This is a genomic window from Arenibacter flavimaris, from assembly GCF_030291335.1.
Classification (GTDB): Bacteria; Bacteroidota; Bacteroidia; order Flavobacteriales; family Flavobacteriaceae; genus Arenibacter.
The window spans coordinates 1-21223 of the sequence record NZ_JASWIM010000020.1; the positions used below are offsets into that span (position 1 = coordinate 1).

Below are 21223 nucleotides of genomic sequence, written 5' to 3' on the forward strand. Positions count from 1 at the left end.
ACGATTTCCCTTAGCCTTGCGCTGTTCCGATGGGCGCCCGGAAAATATTCTAGGGGAGCCGTTAAGGTCCATGCGCTTTTGGACCTGAGAGGGAACATCCCGTCCTTTATACTGGTAAGCGATCTGCACTTATTTGGTAGTGGCACACGTAAAACATTCCTTAAAAAGCGAGCTGTCTATTTATGAGATAATCCAAATATTAGGTATCTCCGCCATAGACAAGACTCCTTTGCAGGAGTTGCTCACCGAACCGAAATCAAATCAAAATGTCAATGAACAGATGAATTTATTTAGCGATTAAATTTTAACGCATCAGTACTAATCATAGATATTGAATGCTTCTTCTAGAGGAATCACGTTCAATCAAGGACGACTTCTGAATGGTTGTTTTGCCCACAGGAGCAGTAGCACTGGGTGTATTGTTTATTTCTTCCAATAATAATTTTGTAGCTATTTGCCCAATTTGAAAACCCGGCTGATCAATAGTGGTCAGGGAGGGATCTATTATCCCAGAAACAGGCTCGTTACTGAACCCTACAATCGCCACTTTTTCCGGAACTTTTACTCCTTTCTTCTTGAAATATTTCATTGCACCAATGGCTGCAACATCATTGGCAGAGAACAAACCATCTATTCTAGTTGGTAAGGAAAGTAAAGTTTTGGCACCCTCTGCCCCGTCATTTTCCATTAGGCTGGAACGCAGTACCAATTCGGGTCTAAAGGGAATTTTATGTTTTTCCAAGGCCTTTCTATACCCTTCAGTCCTATTTCTATAAATAGCCAATTCCTGGGGCCCGGAAAAATGCCCAATATTTTTACATCCGTTCAGAATTAAATGCTCCGTGGCATCAAAACCGCCTTGAAAGTCATCGATTAGCACGCTACTTATACCTTCAATCTCACAATGCCTATCAAAAAACAGAAATGGGGTGCCATTGTTTTTCATGTTCAATAAATGGTCGTATTCAACCGTTTCCATGGAGACGGACAACAATACCCCGGCTACCCGGTTTGCCAATAAGGTTTCCACAATCTTACGTTCCCGTTTCAATTGCTCCAAAGACTGACAGATAATTACATTATAGCCCGCGTCATAAGCGGCTTCCTCTATACCCGAAATAACGGATGAAAAGAAGTGCCGGGATATTCTAGGAACGATCACCCCAATGGTATTGGTTACGCTTTTACGAAGATTTGAAGCCAGTACATTCCGTTGATAACCTAATTCATTAGCCTTGGCCAAAATCTTTTCTTTGGTCTTCTGGCTCACCCTTGGACTGTTGTTCAAAGCCCGTGAAACTGTAGAGGCATCAATCTTCAAGGCCTTGGCAATATCGTGTATGGTTGTTTTATTTTCCATAAATAATGAGTATCTTGACGTTTTTAAGCAAATATACACATTCATTAATACAATCGATTGTATTTTGATTAATTTTTAATACCTTTACGAACTGGCCATAGAAATACTGCTTTATTCGCTGCGATTTAAAACTTTTAATTAGATATTTAGAAACATGAACAACAATTACGAGGTTAGATATGCCTGCTCTCCAAAGGAGACCAAAGAGTTGACCACCGAAGGACTTAGAAAGGAGTTCTTAATCCAAAATTTAATGGAAGCAGACACCATCAATTTAGTCTACACCCATTTTGACAGATTTATAATTGGAGGGGCCGTACCCCTTAAGACCTCATTAAAATTACCCACCATAGATCCATTAAAATCGGATTATTTTTTGGAACGAAGGGAGATTGGTATCATCAATGTAGGCGGGGCTGGTTCTGTCACCGTCAATGGCCAGAAATATGATCTGGATTATAAGGAGGCCTTATATATAGGAAAAGAAAATGAAGAGGTGAGCTTCAGCAGTAACAGTGCGGATAAGCCTGCCAAATTCTATCTTAATTCAACCCCTGCCCACAGGGTATTCCCTATCAAAAAAATAAGTCGTGCCGATGCGGAGATCGTGGAAATGGGATCTATGGAAACCTCCAATGCCAGAACTATCAGGAAACTGATCGTAAACAGCTTGGTAGAGACCTGCCAGGTGCAAATGGGAATGACGGAATTAAAACCTGGAAGTGTTTGGAACACCATGCCGGCACATGTACATGACCGGAGAATGGAGGTTTATTTCTATTTTGAGGTCCCCGAAGAGCAGGCCGTTTGCCATTTTATGGGACAACCACAAGAAACTAGACATCTCTGGATGGCCAATAACGAAGCGGTAATTTCCCCGCCATGGTCCATACACGCTGGCTCAGGAACCAGCAATTATACTTTTATCTGGGGAATGGCCGGTGAAAACCTGGATTATGGAGATATGGACCACTGCAAGATAAAGGACTTAAAATAACCCTAAGAAAACTTAACTATGTCATTGAATCTATTTGATTTAACAGCTAAGACCGCTCTGATTACGGGAGCTACGCATGGCCTTGGAAAAGCCATGGCCATAGGGCTGGGAAAAGCAGGTGCCACCTTGGTCATTAACGGCGCCTCCTCCCAGGCCAAATTGGACAAGGCCGTTGCCGAATACAGGGACTTGGGGCTAAATGCCCATGGCTACCTCTTTGATGTTACCAATGAGACCAAGGTCAAGGAAAATATTTCAAAAATTGAAAAAGAGGTAGGAAATATAGATATCCTGGTTAACAATGCCGGAATCATCAAAAGAATTCCTTTGGAGGAAATGGAGGTTTCCGATTTTGAAGAAGTGGTAAAAGTAGATTTGGTGAGTCCGTTCATCGTCTCCAAACACGTGGTAAAGGGTATGATTGCCAGAAAGGAAGGCAAGATCATCAACATTTGTTCCATGATGAGCGAATTGGGCCGAAATACGGTAGGTGCCTATGCCGCGGCCAAAGGCGGTTTAAAAATGCTCACCCGTAATATGGCCACGGAATGGGCCAAGCACAATATTCAGGTCAATGGAATAGGACCGGGCTATTTTGCCACGGCACAGACCGCCCCTATTAGAATTGATGGGCATCCGTTCAATGATTTTATAGTGGGCAGAACACCAGCCGGTAAATGGGGAGATCCCGATGACCTACAAGGTGCTGCCATATTCCTAAGTTCCAAGGCCAGTGATTTTGTAAATGGACAAATAGTCTATGTAGACGGAGGTATCTTGGCCACCATTGGGAAACCTGCCAATGAAAGTTAAAAAACAATCATGAAAGCAATTTATAAAACAGTTCTTTTTTCCGTTATGGCGGTGCTGCCCGTTGGCTGCTCCGAAAAAGAAATGTCCACTACCATCACGGTAAAAAATGTTCTTGACCGGGAAAGGGCTACGGAGACCGTTGAACTCACCAAGGCTATGTTAAAAGTGGACAACCTAACTACGGTGGGCATTAAGAATCTGAAAACCAATACCCTCGAAATTATCCAAATGGTGGATAATGATGGGGATGGGACTATGGATATGATCCTATTTCAACCCAGAATGAAGGCGAAAGGGGAAAGCAAGTTTGTAGTGGTCACAGTAGCACCAGGGGAAAACCCAACGGCGGAGGAGCTGTGTTACTCCCGGTTTGTTCCGGAACGTACGGATGATTACACCTGGGAGAACAATAAGGTTGCCTTTAGGGTGTACGGCCCCACCGCGCAGAAAATGATAGAATCAAATATACCGGGCGGCACTTTATCCAGTGGTGTAGATGCCTGGTTGAAGCGTGTAGACTACCCCATAATTGACAAATGGTATAAAAAGGAACTAAGTGGAACCGGCAGTTACCATAAGGATACGGGCGAAGGTCTGGATGATTTTCACGTAGGCGCAAGTCGTGGGGTTGGAGGAATTGCCGTCAAGGTAGACAGTACCTACTACTTTTCCAAAAACTATACGCAATGGCGTACCATTACCACCGGACCATTTAGAACCAGCTTTTATTTGGCATACGAGGCTTGGGATGCCAATGGAAAAACTATTAAGGAATCCAAAGTTATAAGCTTGGACCTAGGGCAAAATTTATCCAAATTCAAAATCAGCCTAGAGGGTGTAGACGATATTTATGCCGGACTCACCCTACATGAAAAGGACGGGGAAGTAAGCGGGAGTATGGAAAAGGGATGGGTTAGCTACTGGCAGCCACATGGGATTTCGGAATTGGGTACCGCCATCCTTGCCCCCACGGATACCTTCCTCGATTTTGAAAAGTATGATGTTTCCACAATTGACCTGAGCAATGCCTATGCCCATTTGAAAGTAAAAGACAAGGAAGTAACCTACTACGCCGGTTTCGGTTGGAAGAAAAGCGGGCAATTTAACAGCAAAGCGGATTGGGAGCAGTATTTGGACGCCTTTTCCGAACAGCTCCAACACCCCTTGGAAGTTACCGTAACTCCATAGGGATTCGCATTTAAAATACACTATATTGAGCCATACCTACATGCACATAACAATGTCTTGGGGGTATGGTTTTTTTTTGATAAAATCCCAGCTTTCCCACTTCTAAAAACAAAAATATTCCGAATTCTAAGTCATTGGAGATTGTGATTTGATAAAAATTCAGAATTTTCTTATATTTTAATCTGTTCATTATACTTTTTTTAGAATAATAGAGTTAAGAACTAACTAGACAAGGTTTTATATATTTCCATTGGTCCGTTAAATGAAATGCGAAGGATAAAGCTCATCTAAAAAAGGAAAATAAAGCCCGCTATAATATAGCAGAAATACTAACCTCGAAAAATATGAAAACAAAACTCGATTCCATACTCTTAATTGATGACGATAATGCAACAAATTTCGTGCACAAATTCATTCTTAAAAAAACAGAATGCGCCAAGAACATAGTTATTACCGAAAATGGTCAGGAAGCATTGGAATATCTCCATTCCAAGGAAAATGAAACTGCGCCAAAACCCAATATCATATTTTTAGACATTAACATGCCCATTATGGATGGTTGGCAATTTTTAGAGGAATATGAAAAATTGAATGAGAACACACAAGGTGACGTTGTTTTGATAATGCTAACCACTTCTTTAAACCCTGATGACATAAAGAAAGCCGAAAACTACACTACAATTAATGGTTACAGGAACAAGCCTCTAACTGTAGAAATGATTGAAGAAATAGTTGAAGAATTTTTTGTGCCCTCGATATAAAAATAGTGTTGCCCTTTACAATACAAGAGTCCGCATTGATTTATAAGTTGTTACAATTTGATAATTATAGTAACATACAACAGTTATAGGATCATACATACAGCTTTCGATATTTTTCCGCTTACCTAACAGCTTGGAAAATCACAACTTCATTTTAATCTTCACTAAAAATATGGGAAGTTAAAAAGTTATTTTTAAAAAATTATATGACCATAACATTAAAGGCCATTAAGTCCAGAAACATTAAAAATACTAGTTTATTGGTATTGGCAATAAGTATAACCGTAATTGGTTTATGGCTGTTTAATATTCAAGCAATTCTAAATATTGTACCAGGGGTTCCTCCCATGGCATTTATTACTGCACTTTCCTTCTTTCTATTAAGTGCAGGGGTATTGGCCTCACAAAGAAAATCAACTCCTTTTTTAATTATAAACAGGGCCACTATTACTTGTGTTCTACTTTTTGCCCTACTAACAATTGGTCAACATTTTTTTGGCAATTACTTTGGCGATAACATCTCGTTTGTGAATGACACCAATGCTATAAAATTGCTGGGTACAATGTCCCTTGCTACTGCAGTTTGTTTCTTTTTATTGGGAATTTCAACTTGGGGAATGGATTCGAAATCCGAAGGGCTAAGAAGATTTGCCAATTTCATTTATTTCGCAGTTATACTATTAAATTTTGTTATCATAATTAACTTCATATTAAATATTCCAAGAAATGCTGCCAGTTTTCTGATACCCATACCAATTCACACCTCTTTAATTATATTCTTGTATACTGGTTATTTATTCCACAAGAATGCCCCTGTAGGTTTGAACAAATTGATATTGGGAAAATATGCGGGCAGTAAGGTAATAAGAACGGTGGTTCCCTATAATTTTGCTGCAATTATGGGTATGGGTCTTTTATATTTATACCTAATCAACAATAATATAATTGATGTAAATACAGGTTTTATTATATATACCCTCATTGCTGTTTTTGCGGCCGGGGTATACCCTTTTGTAATAGCCATCCAATTGAACAAGTCACAATATGACAAGAATTTGTTTGAAAAAGCCTTTCGTACTTCAATACAAGAAACGAAACTATATAAAGAAGCTTTGGATAATAGTTCCCTTGTAGATATCACAGATGCGAATGGCGTTATTATTTCGGTTAATGATAAATTTTGCAAGGTTTCCAATTATGACCGGGAAGAACTAATTGGAAAATCGCATAGAATCATTAATTCCGGTCACCATTCAAAGCAATTTTTCACGGATTTATGGTCGGAAATAAAAAAGGGGGAAATTTGGATAGGAGGTATTAAAAACAAAACCAAGAATGGTAAATTCTATTGGGTACATACGGTAATCATTCCTTTTAAAAATGAACTTGGGGAAATTTACCAATTTTTAACCATTAGGCAGGACATAACCAAACATACCCAATTGTCTTTGCAATATGAGAACCTTAAATTAAAGAATAAGGAAATTGAACAATTTACATATATTGCCTCCCATGATCTACAAGAACCACTGAGAACCGTGAAAAGCATGATCTACATTTTACAGGAACAATACTCCGATAAATTGGATGAAGATGCCCAATTGTCGTTAAATTTCATGACCGAGGCAACCGATAGAATGAGCCAACTTATAAAGGGGCTTTTGGACTATTCCAGAATTGGAAAAGGAAAAGAGCTGATGACTTTTGATAGTAATGAAACCATTCGCGAAATTACCACTGATCTTACTACTATTATAGATAGGGAAAATGCCCAAATTACCACTGATAAGTTACCCATTATAAAGGCTTACAAGACAGAGGTCCGACTTCTGTTTCAAAACTTGATAAGCAATGCTATAAAATTCCAAAAAAAAGGAAGTTCACCTAAAATTCACATAGGTGTACAAGAAGATAATGACTATTGGAAATTCTCCGTAACAGACAATGGTATAGGAATTCCTGAAAAAGACCATCGAAATGTTTTTGCAATTTTCCAACGACTCAATAAACGAAATGCTTATGAAGGAAGCGGAATTGGCCTTGCCCATTGTGAAAAGATAGTTCATTTGCATGGAGGCGTTATTTGGGTAGATACCAATCAAAATGAAGGAAGTATATTTTACTTTACGATTCCGAGAAATTTAAATTAAGGAACTATTCTGCTTTTTTCATCCCACCTTCGCTTTTGCCCCCATATAAGTATTTCACCCTAAATCATAAGAACCATTAAAAACACAGGAAATAACTATCATGGACTTGAAGACATGGATACATATTAATCAAGAACGAACCAGTGGGATTTCATCGCTGGGGTCAGCCTAAATCATATATGCTTGGAAGTTCAAATTTGACAAACTTGCGCTTTCAGCAGGTCGGTATCCAATACCAAATAGGTTGCAGGGATATCCATTAGCTTACCTCCATGATACCCCATGATGGCCCCTGGATTGATCAGCAGGGTGTCGCCAACCATTTCACCGTTGACTACGGTATGATTATGTCCATAGCACACTATGTTATACCCTCCATTCTCCGCCATTGCCCTGGCTTTTTCAGGGTAGTGGTTCATGGCCAAGGATTTACCACCCAAGTCGCCTCTAAAATATTCTCCGTGAATATGAATATTCGGATATTTCTTAGAATTCCCTATGATAGCCTCAACATCCCCATCGTTATTGCCCAATACCAAATGGATGGGATTGGAATACGCACGCCCCAATAAATGTATGACAAAGGGCGAACAAAGGTCACCACAGAACAACATCGCTTCCGTAGCCTGTAGTTCCGGCATGGACAAGGCCTTTTGTAGGTTCCAGATATGGTCGTGAATATCGGAAATTACGGTAATCTTCATTTGCAGTATCTATTAGTATCATTAGTGTTCTAAAAAAGCAGCTCTACTTTTAATCCATCCATTAACTAAACTAAGCTCATTTTTTAGACATTTTAGGAAAAATTATAAGCATGTCTATTTTTATTATTTTGCCTATGCCACACCACTTACCTGAAAAACCATTAAATTCACTCTCGGGCGCGAGCCTTAGTTTCAGACACTTGGACAAGTATCTATCAAGGACAAACAAATGTAGTTAATTTTAATATGGGACCCTATAAGACTTTTGTGACCGAAAGGTTAACCCTAAAACCCACCTCCGCAGAGGACGCAGCTTTTATCTATGAACTGTTCAACACCCCCAAATGGCTTAAAAACATAGGTGACAGAAATATCAACTCGCCCGAAATGGCAAAAGAGTACATCCTAAGCAAGATGAAGCCTCAACTTGAAAGACTTGGATATTCCAATTATACCCTCATAAGAAAAACGGACAAGGTAAAAATTGGATGTTGTGGATTATATGACAGGGAAGGATTGGAAGGCATCGATATCGGTTTTGCCTTTTTACCCCAATATGAAGGTCAAGGTTTTGCCTTTGAAGCCGCCGACAAATTAAAAAATATAGCCTTTGATGAATTCGGGCTCCATTCCCTTAGTGCCATAACCTCCAAACACAATGTGGCCTCCCAAAGATTGCTGGAAAAACTTGGTTTGGCATTGGCGGGAACAACAACGCTTCCTAATGGTAAGGAAGAATTGCTCTTATATAAAATTGAAAAATGAATTTTTACCATTCCAAAGAACACCGTATTCTGGGCCAATGATGGCATTCAACTAAATAGGTAGAGACCTTTTTTGGAAGCCTTTCCTTATGTTGGATTTCATTATGAGCTCCAGTCCCTATGGATACAGATAGATTATGAGATTGGGTATTGGCCATGTCAAGGAATCGATTCTTGAAAGAATTCTTGCCCTAAACAGATATTATTTACCAAAAATAGTTGAATTTAGAGCTTACCTAAAAAGGGTACATCAACGCGATGAAAGATTTTTTTGAACACTTCAGACATGAATTTGAATTGCCCTTGGAAAATCCGGTGCTCATATTTTCTTTGATTCTGTTTATTATTCTGTTATCGCCCATTCTGCTGAAAAAATTAAATATCCCCGGCATTATTGGTCTAATTATTTCCGGGGTGGCAATAGGGCCATTTGGACTCAATATTCTGGAAAAAAATTCGGCCATTGACCTTTTTTCAACTATTGGACTATTGTATATCATGTTCATAGCTGGTCTGGAATTGGACATGAACCAGTTTAAATCCAACAAAAACAAAAGTCTCGTATTCGGATTCTTTACTTTTATTTTTCCATTGGCCATTGGTTTCCCTGTTTGCTATTTCTTTTTGGAATATGACTTTAATGCCAGTTTTCTTACTTCCAGCATGTTTGCTACCCACACCCTGGTGGCATATCCAATAGTGAGCAAATTGGGAGTTTCAAAAAACCAGGCCGTAGCCGTTACCGTGGGCGGCACCATCTTAACGGACACGGCCGTACTTATTATTCTAGCTGTAATTATGGGTAACAGTCAGGGGAGTCTGAACATGGCCTTTTGGATTCAATTGGGAATTTCATTAACTATCTTTTCTGCTATTATGTTCCTTATAATTCCAAGGATAGCGAATTGGTTTTTTCGCAAATTGGAAAGTGAAAAACACTCCCATTATATCTTTGTCCTTTCCATTGTATTTTTTGCCGCATTCCTGGCCGAAATAGCAGGAGTAGAACCCATCATTGGTGCCTTTGTAGCAGGATTGGCCCTAAATAAACATATACCCCATTCTTCGGCCCTGATGAACAGAATACAATTTATAGGCAATTCCCTATTTATACCCTTTTTCCTGATAAGTGTAGGAATGTTGGTTGACATTAGTGTTATACTAAAGGGGGACACAGCACTTATTGTAGCGGGAACACTTTCGGTGGTTGCCCTTTTTGGCAAATGGTTCGCGGCTTTGGTCACTCAACTAGCCTTTAAGTACTCCAAAACCCAACGACAACTTATTTTTGGATTGAGCAGTTCCCATGCCGCAGCTACCCTAGCGGTTATTTTAGTGGGATATAAAGCCAAAATTTTAGATGAAAACATTCTGAACGGAACCATAATACTTATTTTAATTACCTGTGTTGTTGCCTCTTTTGTCACGGAAAAAGCCGCCAAGAAACTCGTGGTCGGGACAGAAGACGATTCTACAGGACCCCTGAAGGTAAAGGGTTTGGATAGCGAGCATATTTTACTGCCAATTGCCAATATTGGAAATATGGATAAACTGCTCGAATTTTCCATTTTTATCAAAGGAAAAAAATCGGCCAATCCCTTATCGGTCCTCTCAGTAGTTTCCAATAATAATGAAGCCGAAAACAATATTCTAAAGGCTAGAAAAAAACTGGAGGAATATGTGGAACAGGCATCCGCCACTGAAACAAAAGTAAGTATCATTGCTACCATAGATCACAATGCAGCTAGCGGAATTTCCCGTATTTCAAAAGAAATAATGGCGGATATTATTGTTTTGGGGTGGCCAGAACGGACTGGATTTATAGACAAACTTATTGGGGAAAAGGTGGACAGCATAATAAGCAACACCGATAAAACGACTATTATTTGTCATTTTGAAAAACCCTTGGCAACTCACCAAAGAATGGTAATTGCGGCCCCTCCCTTAACCGAACACGAGAAAGGTTTTGGTCTTTGGTTTGGCAAGATGGCAAAATTGGCTCAGGAATTGAGTATCCCCCTTCAGCTGTACTGCAATGAACCAACTTTAAAATCCATACAAAAAATGGTCAAGGATGCTAAAATATCGGCTGCAATAACGGCCAGTCACTTTAACGATTGGGATAATTTTCAGGACCTCTCCGGCAACGTACTTGAAAATGATTTGTTTGTTTTGGTTTCTGCCCGTGAGGGAGCTGCCTCTTATATGGCTATATTGGAAAATCTCCCGTCCAAAGTGGAAAAATATTTCCCGAATAATAGTCGGCTTATCATATACCCACAACAGTTCGTATATAATATTACGAATAAGCGTTATGATCAGATCAACCCAGATCCCCTCAACAAAGGAATTGAAACCATACAGAAGATCGGCAAGGGCATTGGCAGTATTTTTAAAAAGGATAACAAGGAATAATTTACAGTATGTGTCCTATAACCTAGCAATTAGCCTTAGTATTCTGGAGGTCCTAGAAAGTTCCGCTTTGAAAACCACAAAAAGTTGCACTTCGCTATACTTCGAATCGACCCAATCAACCTAAACCACATCAGGGAGTGGCTGCGCCCATCCCTCAAAGCTCCGCTTTGAAAACCACAAAAAATTGCACTTCGCTATACTTCATATCCACACAATCAACCTAAACCACACCAGGGAGTGGCTGCGCCCATCCCTCAAAGCTCCGCTTTGAAAACCACAAAAAGTTGCACTTCGCTATACTTCAAAAAAGAAGCGAGCTTCATTTTTGAAGCTCGCTTGCACAACCACTTTTTTGTGGTTTATCCGTGACCACGGAGGGATTCAAACCCCCGACCGCTGGAGCCGAAATCCAGTGCTCTATTCAGCTGAGCTACGTGGCCATTGGTTAGTTCTCGGTGGGAAGTAACAGTAAACAGTCCTACATTTAGAAACACTGTTCGCTTCCACTGCCTACATTTACATTAAATTCTTTTTTACAATAGTAGATATAGTCTTCCCATCTGCCTGTCCGGCCAATTCCTGGGATACGATCCCCATTACCTTGCCCATATCCTTCATCCCTGATGCCCCTATGGCATCAATGGTCTGCACCACTACCTTTTCTATCTCTTCCTCGGTCAATTGCTCTGGAAGAAATTTTTCGATGATCAGGGCCTGTGCCAATTCCGGCTCCGCCAGATCTTCGCGTCCCTGCTCTTTATAGATGGCCGCACTATCCTTGCGCTGCTTTACCAATTTCTGGACCAGCTTTACTTCTTCTTCTTCAGACAGTTCCGTACCTGGTCCAGTTTCTGTCTGTGCCAACAATAAGGCTGATTTTATAGCTCGTAAAGACTCCAATGCCACACTGTCCTTGGCCCTCATTGCCGCCTTCATATCTTCCATTACCCTCTGCTGTAAACCCATATCTTTTTTTTAGCCCTGCGAAGATAAAAATAAACCCGAAAATAAAAGCTATTTTCGGGTCTAAACTTTAGTATTTATAGTTCTGCAAACAGTACTAGTCTACATTGTCATGCAAATACGAGTTGTTGGAACGCAATTGTATATCATCATTACTATCCTCACTTAGGCTTGTTCTTGAGACTTTGCTTTCCTTGGGATTCTCATTTAAGTTTATCCCTTGTCTCTTATATGCCGGCTGTTTGGATATTTCATCCAAATTGCTGAGACTATTCTGGAATTTATAATTAAAGTCCTTCAGTTTTCTTCTACGTTCGTCTGCGCGTTCCTTTAACAATATTTCAATGGGGGTATTAACAGGATCTTCGTCCTCCACATTCACCCTCTGTTGGTTCGATTCCTCTCTTGCAACGGTACGCTTTTCAAATATCAACTCGTCCTCGATAATTCGGGGCTCAAACTCCTCCGCCTTGGATTGGGCACCAGTAAGTTTCTTTTCCAACTCCATATAATCGTCCAAACTATAGCGCTTCTCCCCGTTCTTATTATATTCCAACACAGGTATTACCTCTACGTGGTCCTTTACCTCAAAATCCTTTACCTCTTCATCCAAATCGAATGTAATGATGTTCTGTGCCTCCTCTTCCTCTTCTACAGGCTTTTTGGCCAAAGGCATATCAAAGCTAAATTCGAACTGATCTTCCTCCTCCAACTTGTTGGATACCACCCTTGGATCCACCACTTCCATATCCTTGATCTCATCAGAGGCATTTATAATGATAAAATCGTCCTGGACATTTTCCGCCACCACTTCTTCATAGAACACATTAAAATTCCTAATAAAATTAGTGGTTGGTATCAAATCCATTTTTGATTCCTCCTGTACCTGGCTGGCATTAACCGGAGTCGTTTTAATTTCCTCTTCTTCGACCAACTGGTGAACAACATTCTTTGGAGTAAGGTTGTGCTCCGCACGTTGTTCATCTTCTAACGTATGAATGATTTTCTTGGATTCCGTATTTACTATATCATCCTGTTGATCTATATTAAAACCCGTGGCAATAACCGTAACTGCGATTGCCTCGCCCAGTCCCTCATCTTCACCGACCCCCATAATGATATTGGCCCCAAAACCAGCCTCATTTTGAATATGGTCATTAATCTCTCCTATTTCATCTATCGTAATTTCCTGAGCTCCGGAAACGATCAGCAACAATACATTCTTTGCCCCAGTAATTTTGTTGTCGTTCAGCAATGGGGAGTCCAAAGCCTTCATTATGGCCTCATGCGCCCTTGAAGAACCAGAAGAAATGGCCGATCCCATTATGGCCGTTCCACTACTGCTCAATACAGTCTTGGCGTCACGTAAATCTATGTTCTGTGTATAGTGATGTGTAATTACTTCTGCAATACCACGAGCGGCCGTAGCCAACACTTCATCCGCTTTGGAAAAACCAGCTTTGAAACCCAAATTACCATATACTTCCCTTAATTTATTGTTATTGATGACAATTAAGGAATCTACATTGGCACGTAATTTTTCTATTCCCAACTGAGCCTGTTGGCAACGCATTTTACCTTCAAATTGAAAGGGCATGGTAACGATCCCCACTGTAAGAACATCCATTTCCTTTGCCATTTTTGCAATGACAGGGGCAGCACCAGTACCTGTTCCCCCGCCCATACCGGCAGTAATAAAAATCATCTTTGTGGTAGTATCGAGCATTTGCTTGATCTCTTCCATACTTTCAATAGCGGCCTGTTCCCCTACTTCAGGATTGGCACCAGCGCCCAATCCTTCCGTCAATGAAACCCCCAATTGTATCTTATTGGGGACGGGACTATTTTGAAGTGCTTGTGAATCGGTATTACAAATCACAAAATCCACACCGTTGATACCGGCCTGGAACATGTGATTTATGGCATTGCTACCGCCACCGCCAACACCTATGACTTTTATTACGTTACTCTGATTTTTGGGTAAATCAAAGGAAATACTTTCAAATTCAGTGTTCTTGCTCATATTTTCTATTTTACTGGTTTACTATACTTTTCTATTTTATAATCTATTCCGCATTATCCAAGAAATCCTTCAATTTCTCGGACCATTTATCGAAAATAGATTTACGCTCCCTTTTTGGAGCCGTTTTGGTGTGGGTGTGTTCTTCCCCCGTAAAAACTCCGTGATCATCTTCCTTATCCGCGACTTCTTGACGCGCCTCACTTACTTTGGCCTTGTTCTGCACAGCATTCATCAACAGTCCCACCGCCGTGGCATATAACGGACTGGCTATTTCCTCATCCGAATCACCTGCCAAATGCTCATTTGGGTAACCGATCCTAGTGTCCATTCCGGTTATATACTCTACCAATTGCTTCAAATGTTTCAACTGGCTCCCACCACCCGTAAGTACAATTCCCGCAATCAATTTTTTCTTTTGTTCGTCGTGACCATAATTTTTGATCTCAACATACACCTGTTCTACGATTTCCACCACCCGGGCATGAATAATCTTGGAAAGGTTTTTCAACGTAATCTCCTTTGGCTCACGTCCTCTCAATCCAGGGATGGAAACAATTTCATTGTCCTTGTTTTCCCCAGGCCAAGCCGAACCAAACTTGATCTTTAAAAGCTCTGCCTGCTTTTCAATAATGGAGCAACCTTCCTTGATATCTTCGGTAATTACATTGCCTCCAAAAGGAATTACAGCGGTATGACGTATAATTCCATCCTTAAAAATGGCCAAATCCGTGGTACCCCCGCCTATATCTATCAGCGCTACACCTGCCTCTTTTTCTTCCTGACTTAAAACTGCATTGGCCGATGCCAATGGTTCCAAGGTTATATTACCAAGGTCCAGTCCCGCACTCTTTATACATCTCCCCACATTGCGGATAGAGGAGACTTGGCCTACAACTACATGGAAATTAGCTTCAAGCCTTCCCCCATACATCCCCATAGGCTGTTTTATCTCGGCCTGTCCATCTACCTTGAATTCCTGTGGTAGGACATGTATAATCTCCTCCCCAGGAAGCATCACCAATTTATAAACCTGGTTACAAAGCTTTTCCACATCATCCTCATTGATGACTTCTTCAGATTTGGCCCTAGTTATATAATCGCTATGTTGTAAACTTCTTATATGCTGTCCTGCAATACCCACTACCACCGAACTGATCTTGAGACCGGAATTGCCTTCCGCCAGTTCTACAGCTTGTTGGATCGACTTAATGGTCTGTGTAATATTATTGACCACCCCGCGGTGTACACCCAAACTTTTAGATCTGCCAATACCCAAGATTTCAATCTTGCCATACTCATTTTCCTTACCAATAATGGCTACAATTTTGGTGGTTCCAATATCCAACCCCACTGAATAATTACCTTGTTCCATATCTTAAATTTTGGTGCACACTACTTGGTTATTAAATTCTAAACTCACCCTGTTATAATCGTTCAACGTTTTATCCTTATTCGCCTTCGTATAAAAAGCTTTAAAATTGCTGAACTTTTTCTCCAATTCTTCCACATGTCCCAAATCCACCACAAAATCCTCCATTCTAAACTTCAATTGATACTTTTCCTCCTCTGTAATATGAACGCCAATTATATTCTTTCTCAAAAATTCATCAGAATTTATATAAGTCAAAATCTCGTACACTCCCTCCGTACTTTTATTGGTTATTATTCCTGTAATTATTGGTACCCTCGCGGAATGGTATTTAGAAAATGGCATACGTTTCCCATCCTCATCTATATAAAATTTTGCAACTCCCTCAACTCTTCCGATTGGTTTACGCTGTATGACTTTAGCCACTAGATCCCCGTTTACCGTAAGGTAAACTTGGGCTTTTTTCACCATTTCATTAGCCTCGATAGCTTTTTCTATAGTATTCAAAACTATATCTTCTTTGGGCAGGTTTCTAAGGTCTCCAGAATTTTGTATTAACAATTTATTAACCGTTTCCTGGGTCATGTAAAGATTCTGGTCCCCGACAAAAACAATTTCAATATTATCTACTTTTTTATGCTTGTTCCTAGTACTGGAAAATGCATAAAGACCCGTAACCACAAGTAACAAAGCCCCGAATTTTATGAAATTCCAATTAATTTTCATTTCTATTATTTTTATTGTTTGTTATGGACAAGATTTAATTCCCTTTTAATTTTGGGCACTTCCAATCCAATATCTCCAGCTCCCAAGGTTATTAAAACATCGGGGGCTTGGGCCATTATTTCTGAAATCAACTCTGACTTTTCAATTAATTTTTTCTTTGGACATGTAATTTTATCCAACAGCCATTGCGAGGTAACCCCTTCAATTGGTTTTTCCCTGGCCGGATAAATATCCAACAGCAACAGACTCGGAAAATTGGACAGACTTCTTGCAAATTCATCCACAAAATCCCTTGTTCGGGAAAACAAATGCGGCTGAAAAACGGCCAATACATTTTTACCGGGATGCATTTCGGAAACTGCCTGGAATGCAGCATCCAATTCCGTTGGATGATGTGCATAATCATCTATGAACACAAAATCGGAATTCCTTATCTGGTAGGAAAAACGTCTTTGCACCCCTTTAAAAGTAGCCAACGCCCCGGCCAAACCTATTGGCGACGAACCGGCCTGAATTGCCATGGCATAAGCCACCAGACCATTGAGCAGGTTATGCCTACCCGGTTTATTAAACCTGACCGATTTAAGATTGGCCTCCGGAGAGTCCAAATCAAAAATATAGGTGCCCTGATCAATTTTAATGTTTCTGATACAATAATCGGAACCATCCTCAATACCGTAAGTGATTCCCTCTAAAGGCAAACCATTGCGAACAAACAGCTTCCCATTTGGCTTTATTCGTTTTACAAAATCTGCAAACGACTTTTGAAGCTCCCCACTGTTGCCATATATATCCAAGTGATCTGCATCCATTGAAGTAATACAAGCCACATTTGGCGATAACCGAAGAAAGGAGCGGTCAAATTCATCCGCCTCTACCACCGAATATTCCGAACCTTCCAACAAAAAATTGCTATTAAAGTCTTCCGAAATCCCTCCTAAGAAAGCCGTAATGGGTGTCCCGGTCTCTTTCAATAAATGAGCCAGAATACAAGAAGTAGTTGTCTTGCCATGAGTGCCGGCAACTGCAAAGCAAAAGGTATCACTGGTAATCAATCCCAAAACCTCGGAGCGCTTTTTCACTTGAAAGCCATGGTCCATGAAATAATTATACTCCCCGTGATCATTAGGTACGGCTGGGGTATACACCACTAAGGTATTGCGGGGATCCAAGTACGCCTTGGAAACCAATTCCAAACGATCCACATAATGCACATGGATACCCAAATCCACCAAATCCTGTGTAAGCGGAGTTTCGGTCTTATCATAACCCGCCACATTCTTACCTATAAATTTAAAATATCGCGCAAGGGCAGACATACCAATACCTCCAATACCTATAAAGTAGACGTTATGTATTTCTTTTATACCCATTTTCTTATTGTTGCACCAATAATTTTTCTATTTCATTTACAATCTCCCTGGTAGCATTGGGCATAGCCAAATTCTTGATATTGGCCCCCAACATATTGCTCAAGGTCTTGTTGTGTATCAAATCCGTAAAGACCTTTTCAAACTCAACATCCAACTCTACCTCTTTGACCATTATGGCTGCATCCTTTTCTACCAAGGAATTCGCATTTTTTGTTTGATGGTCCTCCGCCACATTTGGGGAAGGGATAAATATCACGGGCTTGCCCACGATACATAGCTCGGAAACCGAACCTGCCCCTGCCCTGGATATAATAATATCTGCTGCCCCATAGGCTAAATCCATCCGATCTAGGAAGGCAACTACCTTGACATCCGCACTTTCATATTTCTTATATTCCTCATAATAGAGCTTGCCACTTTGCCAAATAACCTGAATTCCCTGTTCCTGAAAAAAAGGCAGACTCTGTTCAATAAGCACATTTACACGTCTTGCGCCTAGACTACCTCCTAAGACCAACAATGTGGTCTTACCCTTCTGCAATCCAAAGAAATCCAAGGCCCCAACTTTATTTTCCACCATTGAGACCAAATCGCCCCGTACAGGATTACCTGTCTTTACGATTTTATCTTTTGGAAAAAATTTCTCCATGCCATCATAGGCAACACATATTTTGGCCACTTTGTTCGCCAATAATTTATTGGTCATCCCAGCAAACGAATTCTGTTCCTGCAACACACACGGAATTCCCTTTCCCGATGCCACCTTCAAGAGGGGACCACTGGCAAAACCACCGGTACCCACAACGGCATGGGGTTTAAAATTCCGTACTATGTTTGCTGCTTTTATCAAACTACTTATCACTTTAAAAGGAAACAATAAATTTTTCAAAGTGAGCTTCCTTTGCAACCCACTTATCCACAAACCTTCAATTTTGTACCCAGCCTGGGGTACCTTTTCCATTTCCATTCTATCTTTTGCCCCTACGAACAAAAATTCAGCATCGGGATACCTCACTTTCAACTCATTTGCAATGGCAATGGCAGGATAAATATGTCCGCCCGTTCCTCCTCCCGATAATATAAACCTATAACTGCCCACTTAACACTTCTAAAGGGTTGGTCTCATCAATTTCCTCCGATTCGGATTGCACCTGTTTGTTGCTGGCACTCAAAATAATTCCTATAGCCAAACAGGTCATCCAACTTGAGGTTCCTCCACTACTGATTAAAGGCAAGGTCTGGCCGGTAACCGGAAAGAGTTCCACAGCCACTGCCATATTGATCAACGCCTGAAACACTATAGGAAGTCCAACCCCCAAAACCAAAAGCTTTCCAAATACGGTTCCATTACCATTGGCCACAACCACAATTCTAAAAAGCAACAACAAATAGAAGAACATCAGCACAAAACCTCCCAAAAGTCCGTACTCCTCTACAATAATGGCATAGATAAAATCCGAGGAACTTTGTGGCAAAAAATTCTTCATTACGCTCTTTCCAGCGCCATTACCCACTATTCCGCCCGTTGCAATGGCAATTTTGGCCCTCTCTATTTGATAATCGGCCTCCGTATCCTCCGGGTTGGAAAAGCTTTCTATTCTGCTCATCCAAGTATCCACCCTATTCGGAAATAAATCCGGCACTGCCTTGGCTGTCAAAATAAACAGCGTAAGACTCAATATCCCGGCCCCAACGATACCCAACAGGTATTTAAAGGGATACCCTCCTATAAAACAGAGCAATAACACCATGGAGAATATAATCCCGGCCGTTGAAAAATTTGCAGGTAATATTAGCACTACCACTAAAAAAACCGGCAACCAAAGAGGCAGAATACTCTCTTTAAATGTTATGGTCCTATCCTTTATTTTTGTTAAATACCTTGCCACGTAGATCATTAAAACTACCGCTGCCAAGTTGGATGTTTGAAATGTAAACCCAACAATGGGAATACGTATCCACCTACTGGCATTGGCCCCACCTATGACCTGTCCTTGCGCAAGCGTATAAAGCAATAAAAGCAGTACCACGGGCATTGCAATCAAGGATAATCCCTTAAAAAAGTGCGTGGGAATACGGTGAACCCCGTAAATAATTCCAAATCCCATTAAGAGAAGTATGGCATGTTTTACCAGGTAACCAATGGCAGTGCCATTGCCCACCACATATACCAAGTTACTGCTGGCACTATAAACAGGCAAAAACGAAAATAAGGCCAAAAGGGCAACCACTGCCCAAATAGCTTTATCTCCATTAATTTTGTTTAAGAATCCGAACACCTCTTATAATTTTTTAATTGCTGCTTTAAACTGATTTCCCCTATCTTCATAATTTTGGAACAAATCGAAACTGGCACATGCCGGCGAAAGCAAAACCGTATCTCCCCGTTCCGCTATCTTATAGGCTACCTTCACAGCCTCGTCCATTGCAAATGTTTCCACAACAAGGTCCACTACGTTTCCAAAAGCATCCTTTATTTTTGAATTATCCATCCCCAAACAGATAATAGCCTTCACCTTTTCACGGACCAAAGGCATTAACTCCTTGTATTCATTTCCTTTATCCACCCCTCCTACAATCCACACTGTAGGGGTTTTCATACTGTCCAAAGCGTAATAGGTAGCATTTACATTGGTAGCTTTGGAATCGTTTATATACTGAACATGATGAATTTTAAGTACCTTTTCCAACCTATGTTCCGCTCCTTGAAAATTTTCTATACTTCTGCGTATAGTCTCCTTTCTAATGCTAATTAATTTAGCCGCGGTAATGGCAGCCATGGTATTCTTTACGTTATGTTTTCCTTCCAAAGCCAAAGCATCTGTACTCATCTCTATAGTGTTATTATGTATCTTAATAATTATTTTTTCATTCTCTAAATATGCCCCTTCCTCCAATTTCCTTTTAATGGAAAAGGGCAGTAATCTTGATTGGATCGGGTTCTTTTGCAACCACTGAACTATTACGTCATCATCGGCATCGTATATTAAATAATCTTCCTTGGTCTGGTTTTTAGCTATTCTAAACTTGGACGCTATATAATTTTCAAATTTGTACCCATACCTATCCAGATGATCTGGAGTTATATTGGTAAGGATGGCGATGTGCGGCTTAAAATCCACTATCCCGTCCAATTGAAAACTACTTATCTCCAACACATAGTAATCAAGGTCCCTTTCTGCAACCATTCTTGCATAACTATCTCCAATATTCCCTGCCATTCCCACAGCCAACCCAGCTTCTTTCAAAATGTGGTTCGTCAGCATGGTAGTGGTGGTCTTTCCATTACTACCGGTAATCCCAATAATGGTTGCCCCAGTATACCTTGAGGCAAACTCTATTTCGGAAATAATGGGAATTCCCAACTCCTTGAGCTTTAACACCAAGGGAACCGTATCCGGGATGCCGGGACTTTTCATGACCAGATCGGCATTCAAAATTTGCACCTCAGTATGTTGCTGTTCTTCCCAATCAATCTCAAAATGTTCAAGAACTTTTTTATATTCCTCTTTTATGACGCCCTTATCGGAGACAAAAACTTGAAACCCTTCCTTTTTACCCAAAATAGCCGTTCCAACACCACTTTCTCCACCTCCCAAGACAACCAAACGCTTCAT

At 40.5% G+C, this 21223-nt stretch carries 17 protein-coding genes, 1 tRNA gene and 1 pseudogene; 8 read left to right on the plus strand and 11 right to left on the minus strand.

The window, feature by feature from the left end; all coding sequences use genetic code 11:
* A pseudogene (locus QSE00_RS14950) lies at positions 1–123 on the plus strand (IS4 family transposase); the annotation flags it as partial.
* Between the two features lie 199 nt (positions 124–322).
* On the opposite strand, the gene QSE00_RS14955 reads toward QSE00_RS14950, so the two are convergent.
* The gene (locus QSE00_RS14955; protein ID WP_286106562.1) at positions 323–1360 is read right to left on the minus strand and encodes a LacI family DNA-binding transcriptional regulator; all 1038 of its coding nucleotides are present in this window, start codon (positions 1358–1360) and stop codon (positions 323–325) included.
* A 154-nt stretch (positions 1361–1514) separates the two neighbouring features.
* On the opposite strand from QSE00_RS14955, the gene kduI reads away from it, so the two are divergent.
* The 5 genes from kduI to QSE00_RS14980 all read left to right on the plus strand — a co-directional run bounded on the left by kduI (position 1515) and on the right by QSE00_RS14980 (position 7269).
* Positions 1515–2357: a 5-dehydro-4-deoxy-D-glucuronate isomerase gene (kduI, locus tag QSE00_RS14960; RefSeq protein WP_286106563.1), complete on the plus strand. Its 843-nt coding sequence runs from the start codon at positions 1515–1517 to the stop codon at positions 2355–2357.
* Positions 2358–2375: 18 nt separating this feature from the next.
* Positions 2376–3170, plus strand: a complete 795-nt coding sequence (locus tag QSE00_RS14965; protein ID WP_286106564.1) for a gluconate 5-dehydrogenase — start codon at positions 2376–2378, stop codon at positions 3168–3170.
* 9 nt (positions 3171–3179) lie between these two features.
* Complete coding sequence (locus QSE00_RS14970) at positions 3180–4358, plus strand: DUF4861 family protein (protein WP_286106565.1); 1179 nt, start codon at positions 3180–3182, stop codon at positions 4356–4358.
* A 344-nt stretch (positions 4359–4702) separates the two neighbouring features.
* Positions 4703–5119: a response regulator gene (locus tag QSE00_RS14975; protein WP_110355644.1), complete on the plus strand. Its 417-nt coding sequence runs from the start codon at positions 4703–4705 to the stop codon at positions 5117–5119.
* Between the two features lie 206 nt (positions 5120–5325).
* Positions 5326–7269: a sensor histidine kinase gene (locus QSE00_RS14980; RefSeq protein WP_286106566.1), complete on the plus strand. Its 1944-nt coding sequence runs from the start codon at positions 5326–5328 to the stop codon at positions 7267–7269.
* A gap of 191 nt (positions 7270–7460) precedes the next feature.
* Here QSE00_RS14980 and QSE00_RS14985 read toward each other — a convergent pair whose 3' ends face one another.
* Positions 7461–7973, minus strand: a complete 513-nt coding sequence (locus QSE00_RS14985; RefSeq protein ID WP_286106567.1) for a YfcE family phosphodiesterase — start codon at positions 7971–7973, stop codon at positions 7461–7463.
* 246 nt (positions 7974–8219) lie between these two features.
* On the opposite strand from QSE00_RS14985, the gene QSE00_RS14990 reads away from it, so the two are divergent.
* Together QSE00_RS14990 and QSE00_RS14995 are read left to right on the plus strand one after the other, a co-directional pair.
* Complete coding sequence (locus QSE00_RS14990; protein ID WP_110355641.1) at positions 8220–8738, plus strand: GNAT family N-acetyltransferase; 519 nt, start codon at positions 8220–8222, stop codon at positions 8736–8738.
* A gap of 257 nt (positions 8739–8995) precedes the next feature.
* Positions 8996–11152, plus strand: a complete 2157-nt coding sequence (locus QSE00_RS14995) for a cation:proton antiporter (protein WP_286106568.1) — start codon at positions 8996–8998, stop codon at positions 11150–11152.
* A gap of 366 nt (positions 11153–11518) precedes the next feature.
* On the opposite strand, the gene QSE00_RS15000 is transcribed toward QSE00_RS14995, so the two are convergent.
* From QSE00_RS15000 to murD, 9 genes are all read right to left on the minus strand, one after another.
* Positions 11519–11592, minus strand: a tRNA-Arg gene (locus QSE00_RS15000).
* A 76-nt stretch (positions 11593–11668) separates the two neighbouring features.
* Positions 11669–12118 carry a GatB/YqeY domain-containing protein gene (locus QSE00_RS15005; RefSeq protein ID WP_110355639.1) on the minus strand — a complete coding sequence of 150 codons (450 nt, stop codon included), beginning with the start codon at positions 12116–12118 and terminating at the stop codon, positions 11669–11671.
* Positions 12119–12212: 94 nt separating this feature from the next.
* Positions 12213–14138, minus strand: coding sequence for a cell division protein FtsZ (ftsZ, locus tag QSE00_RS15010; protein ID WP_110355638.1), 1926 nt, complete (start codon positions 14136–14138; stop codon positions 12213–12215).
* 43 nt (positions 14139–14181) lie between these two features.
* Complete coding sequence (ftsA, locus tag QSE00_RS15015) at positions 14182–15510, minus strand: cell division protein FtsA (protein WP_286106569.1); 1329 nt, start codon at positions 15508–15510, stop codon at positions 14182–14184.
* A gap of 3 nt (positions 15511–15513) precedes the next feature.
* Positions 15514–16233: a cell division protein FtsQ/DivIB gene (locus QSE00_RS15020; RefSeq protein ID WP_110355636.1), complete on the minus strand. Its 720-nt coding sequence runs from the start codon at positions 16231–16233 to the stop codon at positions 15514–15516.
* An 11-nt stretch (positions 16234–16244) separates the two neighbouring features.
* The gene (murC, locus tag QSE00_RS15025; protein WP_286106570.1) at positions 16245–17606 is read right to left on the minus strand and encodes a UDP-N-acetylmuramate--L-alanine ligase; all 1362 of its coding nucleotides are present in this window, start codon (positions 17604–17606) and stop codon (positions 16245–16247) included.
* 4 nt (positions 17607–17610) lie between these two features.
* A complete protein-coding gene (murG, locus tag QSE00_RS15030) occupies positions 17611–18705 on the minus strand; it encodes an undecaprenyldiphospho-muramoylpentapeptide beta-N-acetylglucosaminyltransferase (protein WP_286106571.1) in 1095 nt (364 codons plus the stop codon).
* The gene (locus QSE00_RS15035) at positions 18692–19885 is read right to left on the minus strand and encodes an FtsW/RodA/SpoVE family cell cycle protein (protein ID WP_110355633.1); all 1194 of its coding nucleotides are present in this window, start codon (positions 19883–19885) and stop codon (positions 18692–18694) included. The genes murG and QSE00_RS15035 overlap by 14 nt, the downstream gene beginning before the upstream one ends.
* A 3-nt stretch (positions 19886–19888) precedes the next feature.
* The gene (gene murD / locus QSE00_RS15040; RefSeq protein ID WP_286106572.1) at positions 19889–21223 is read right to left on the minus strand and encodes a UDP-N-acetylmuramoyl-L-alanine--D-glutamate ligase; all 1335 of its coding nucleotides are present in this window, start codon (positions 21221–21223) and stop codon (positions 19889–19891) included.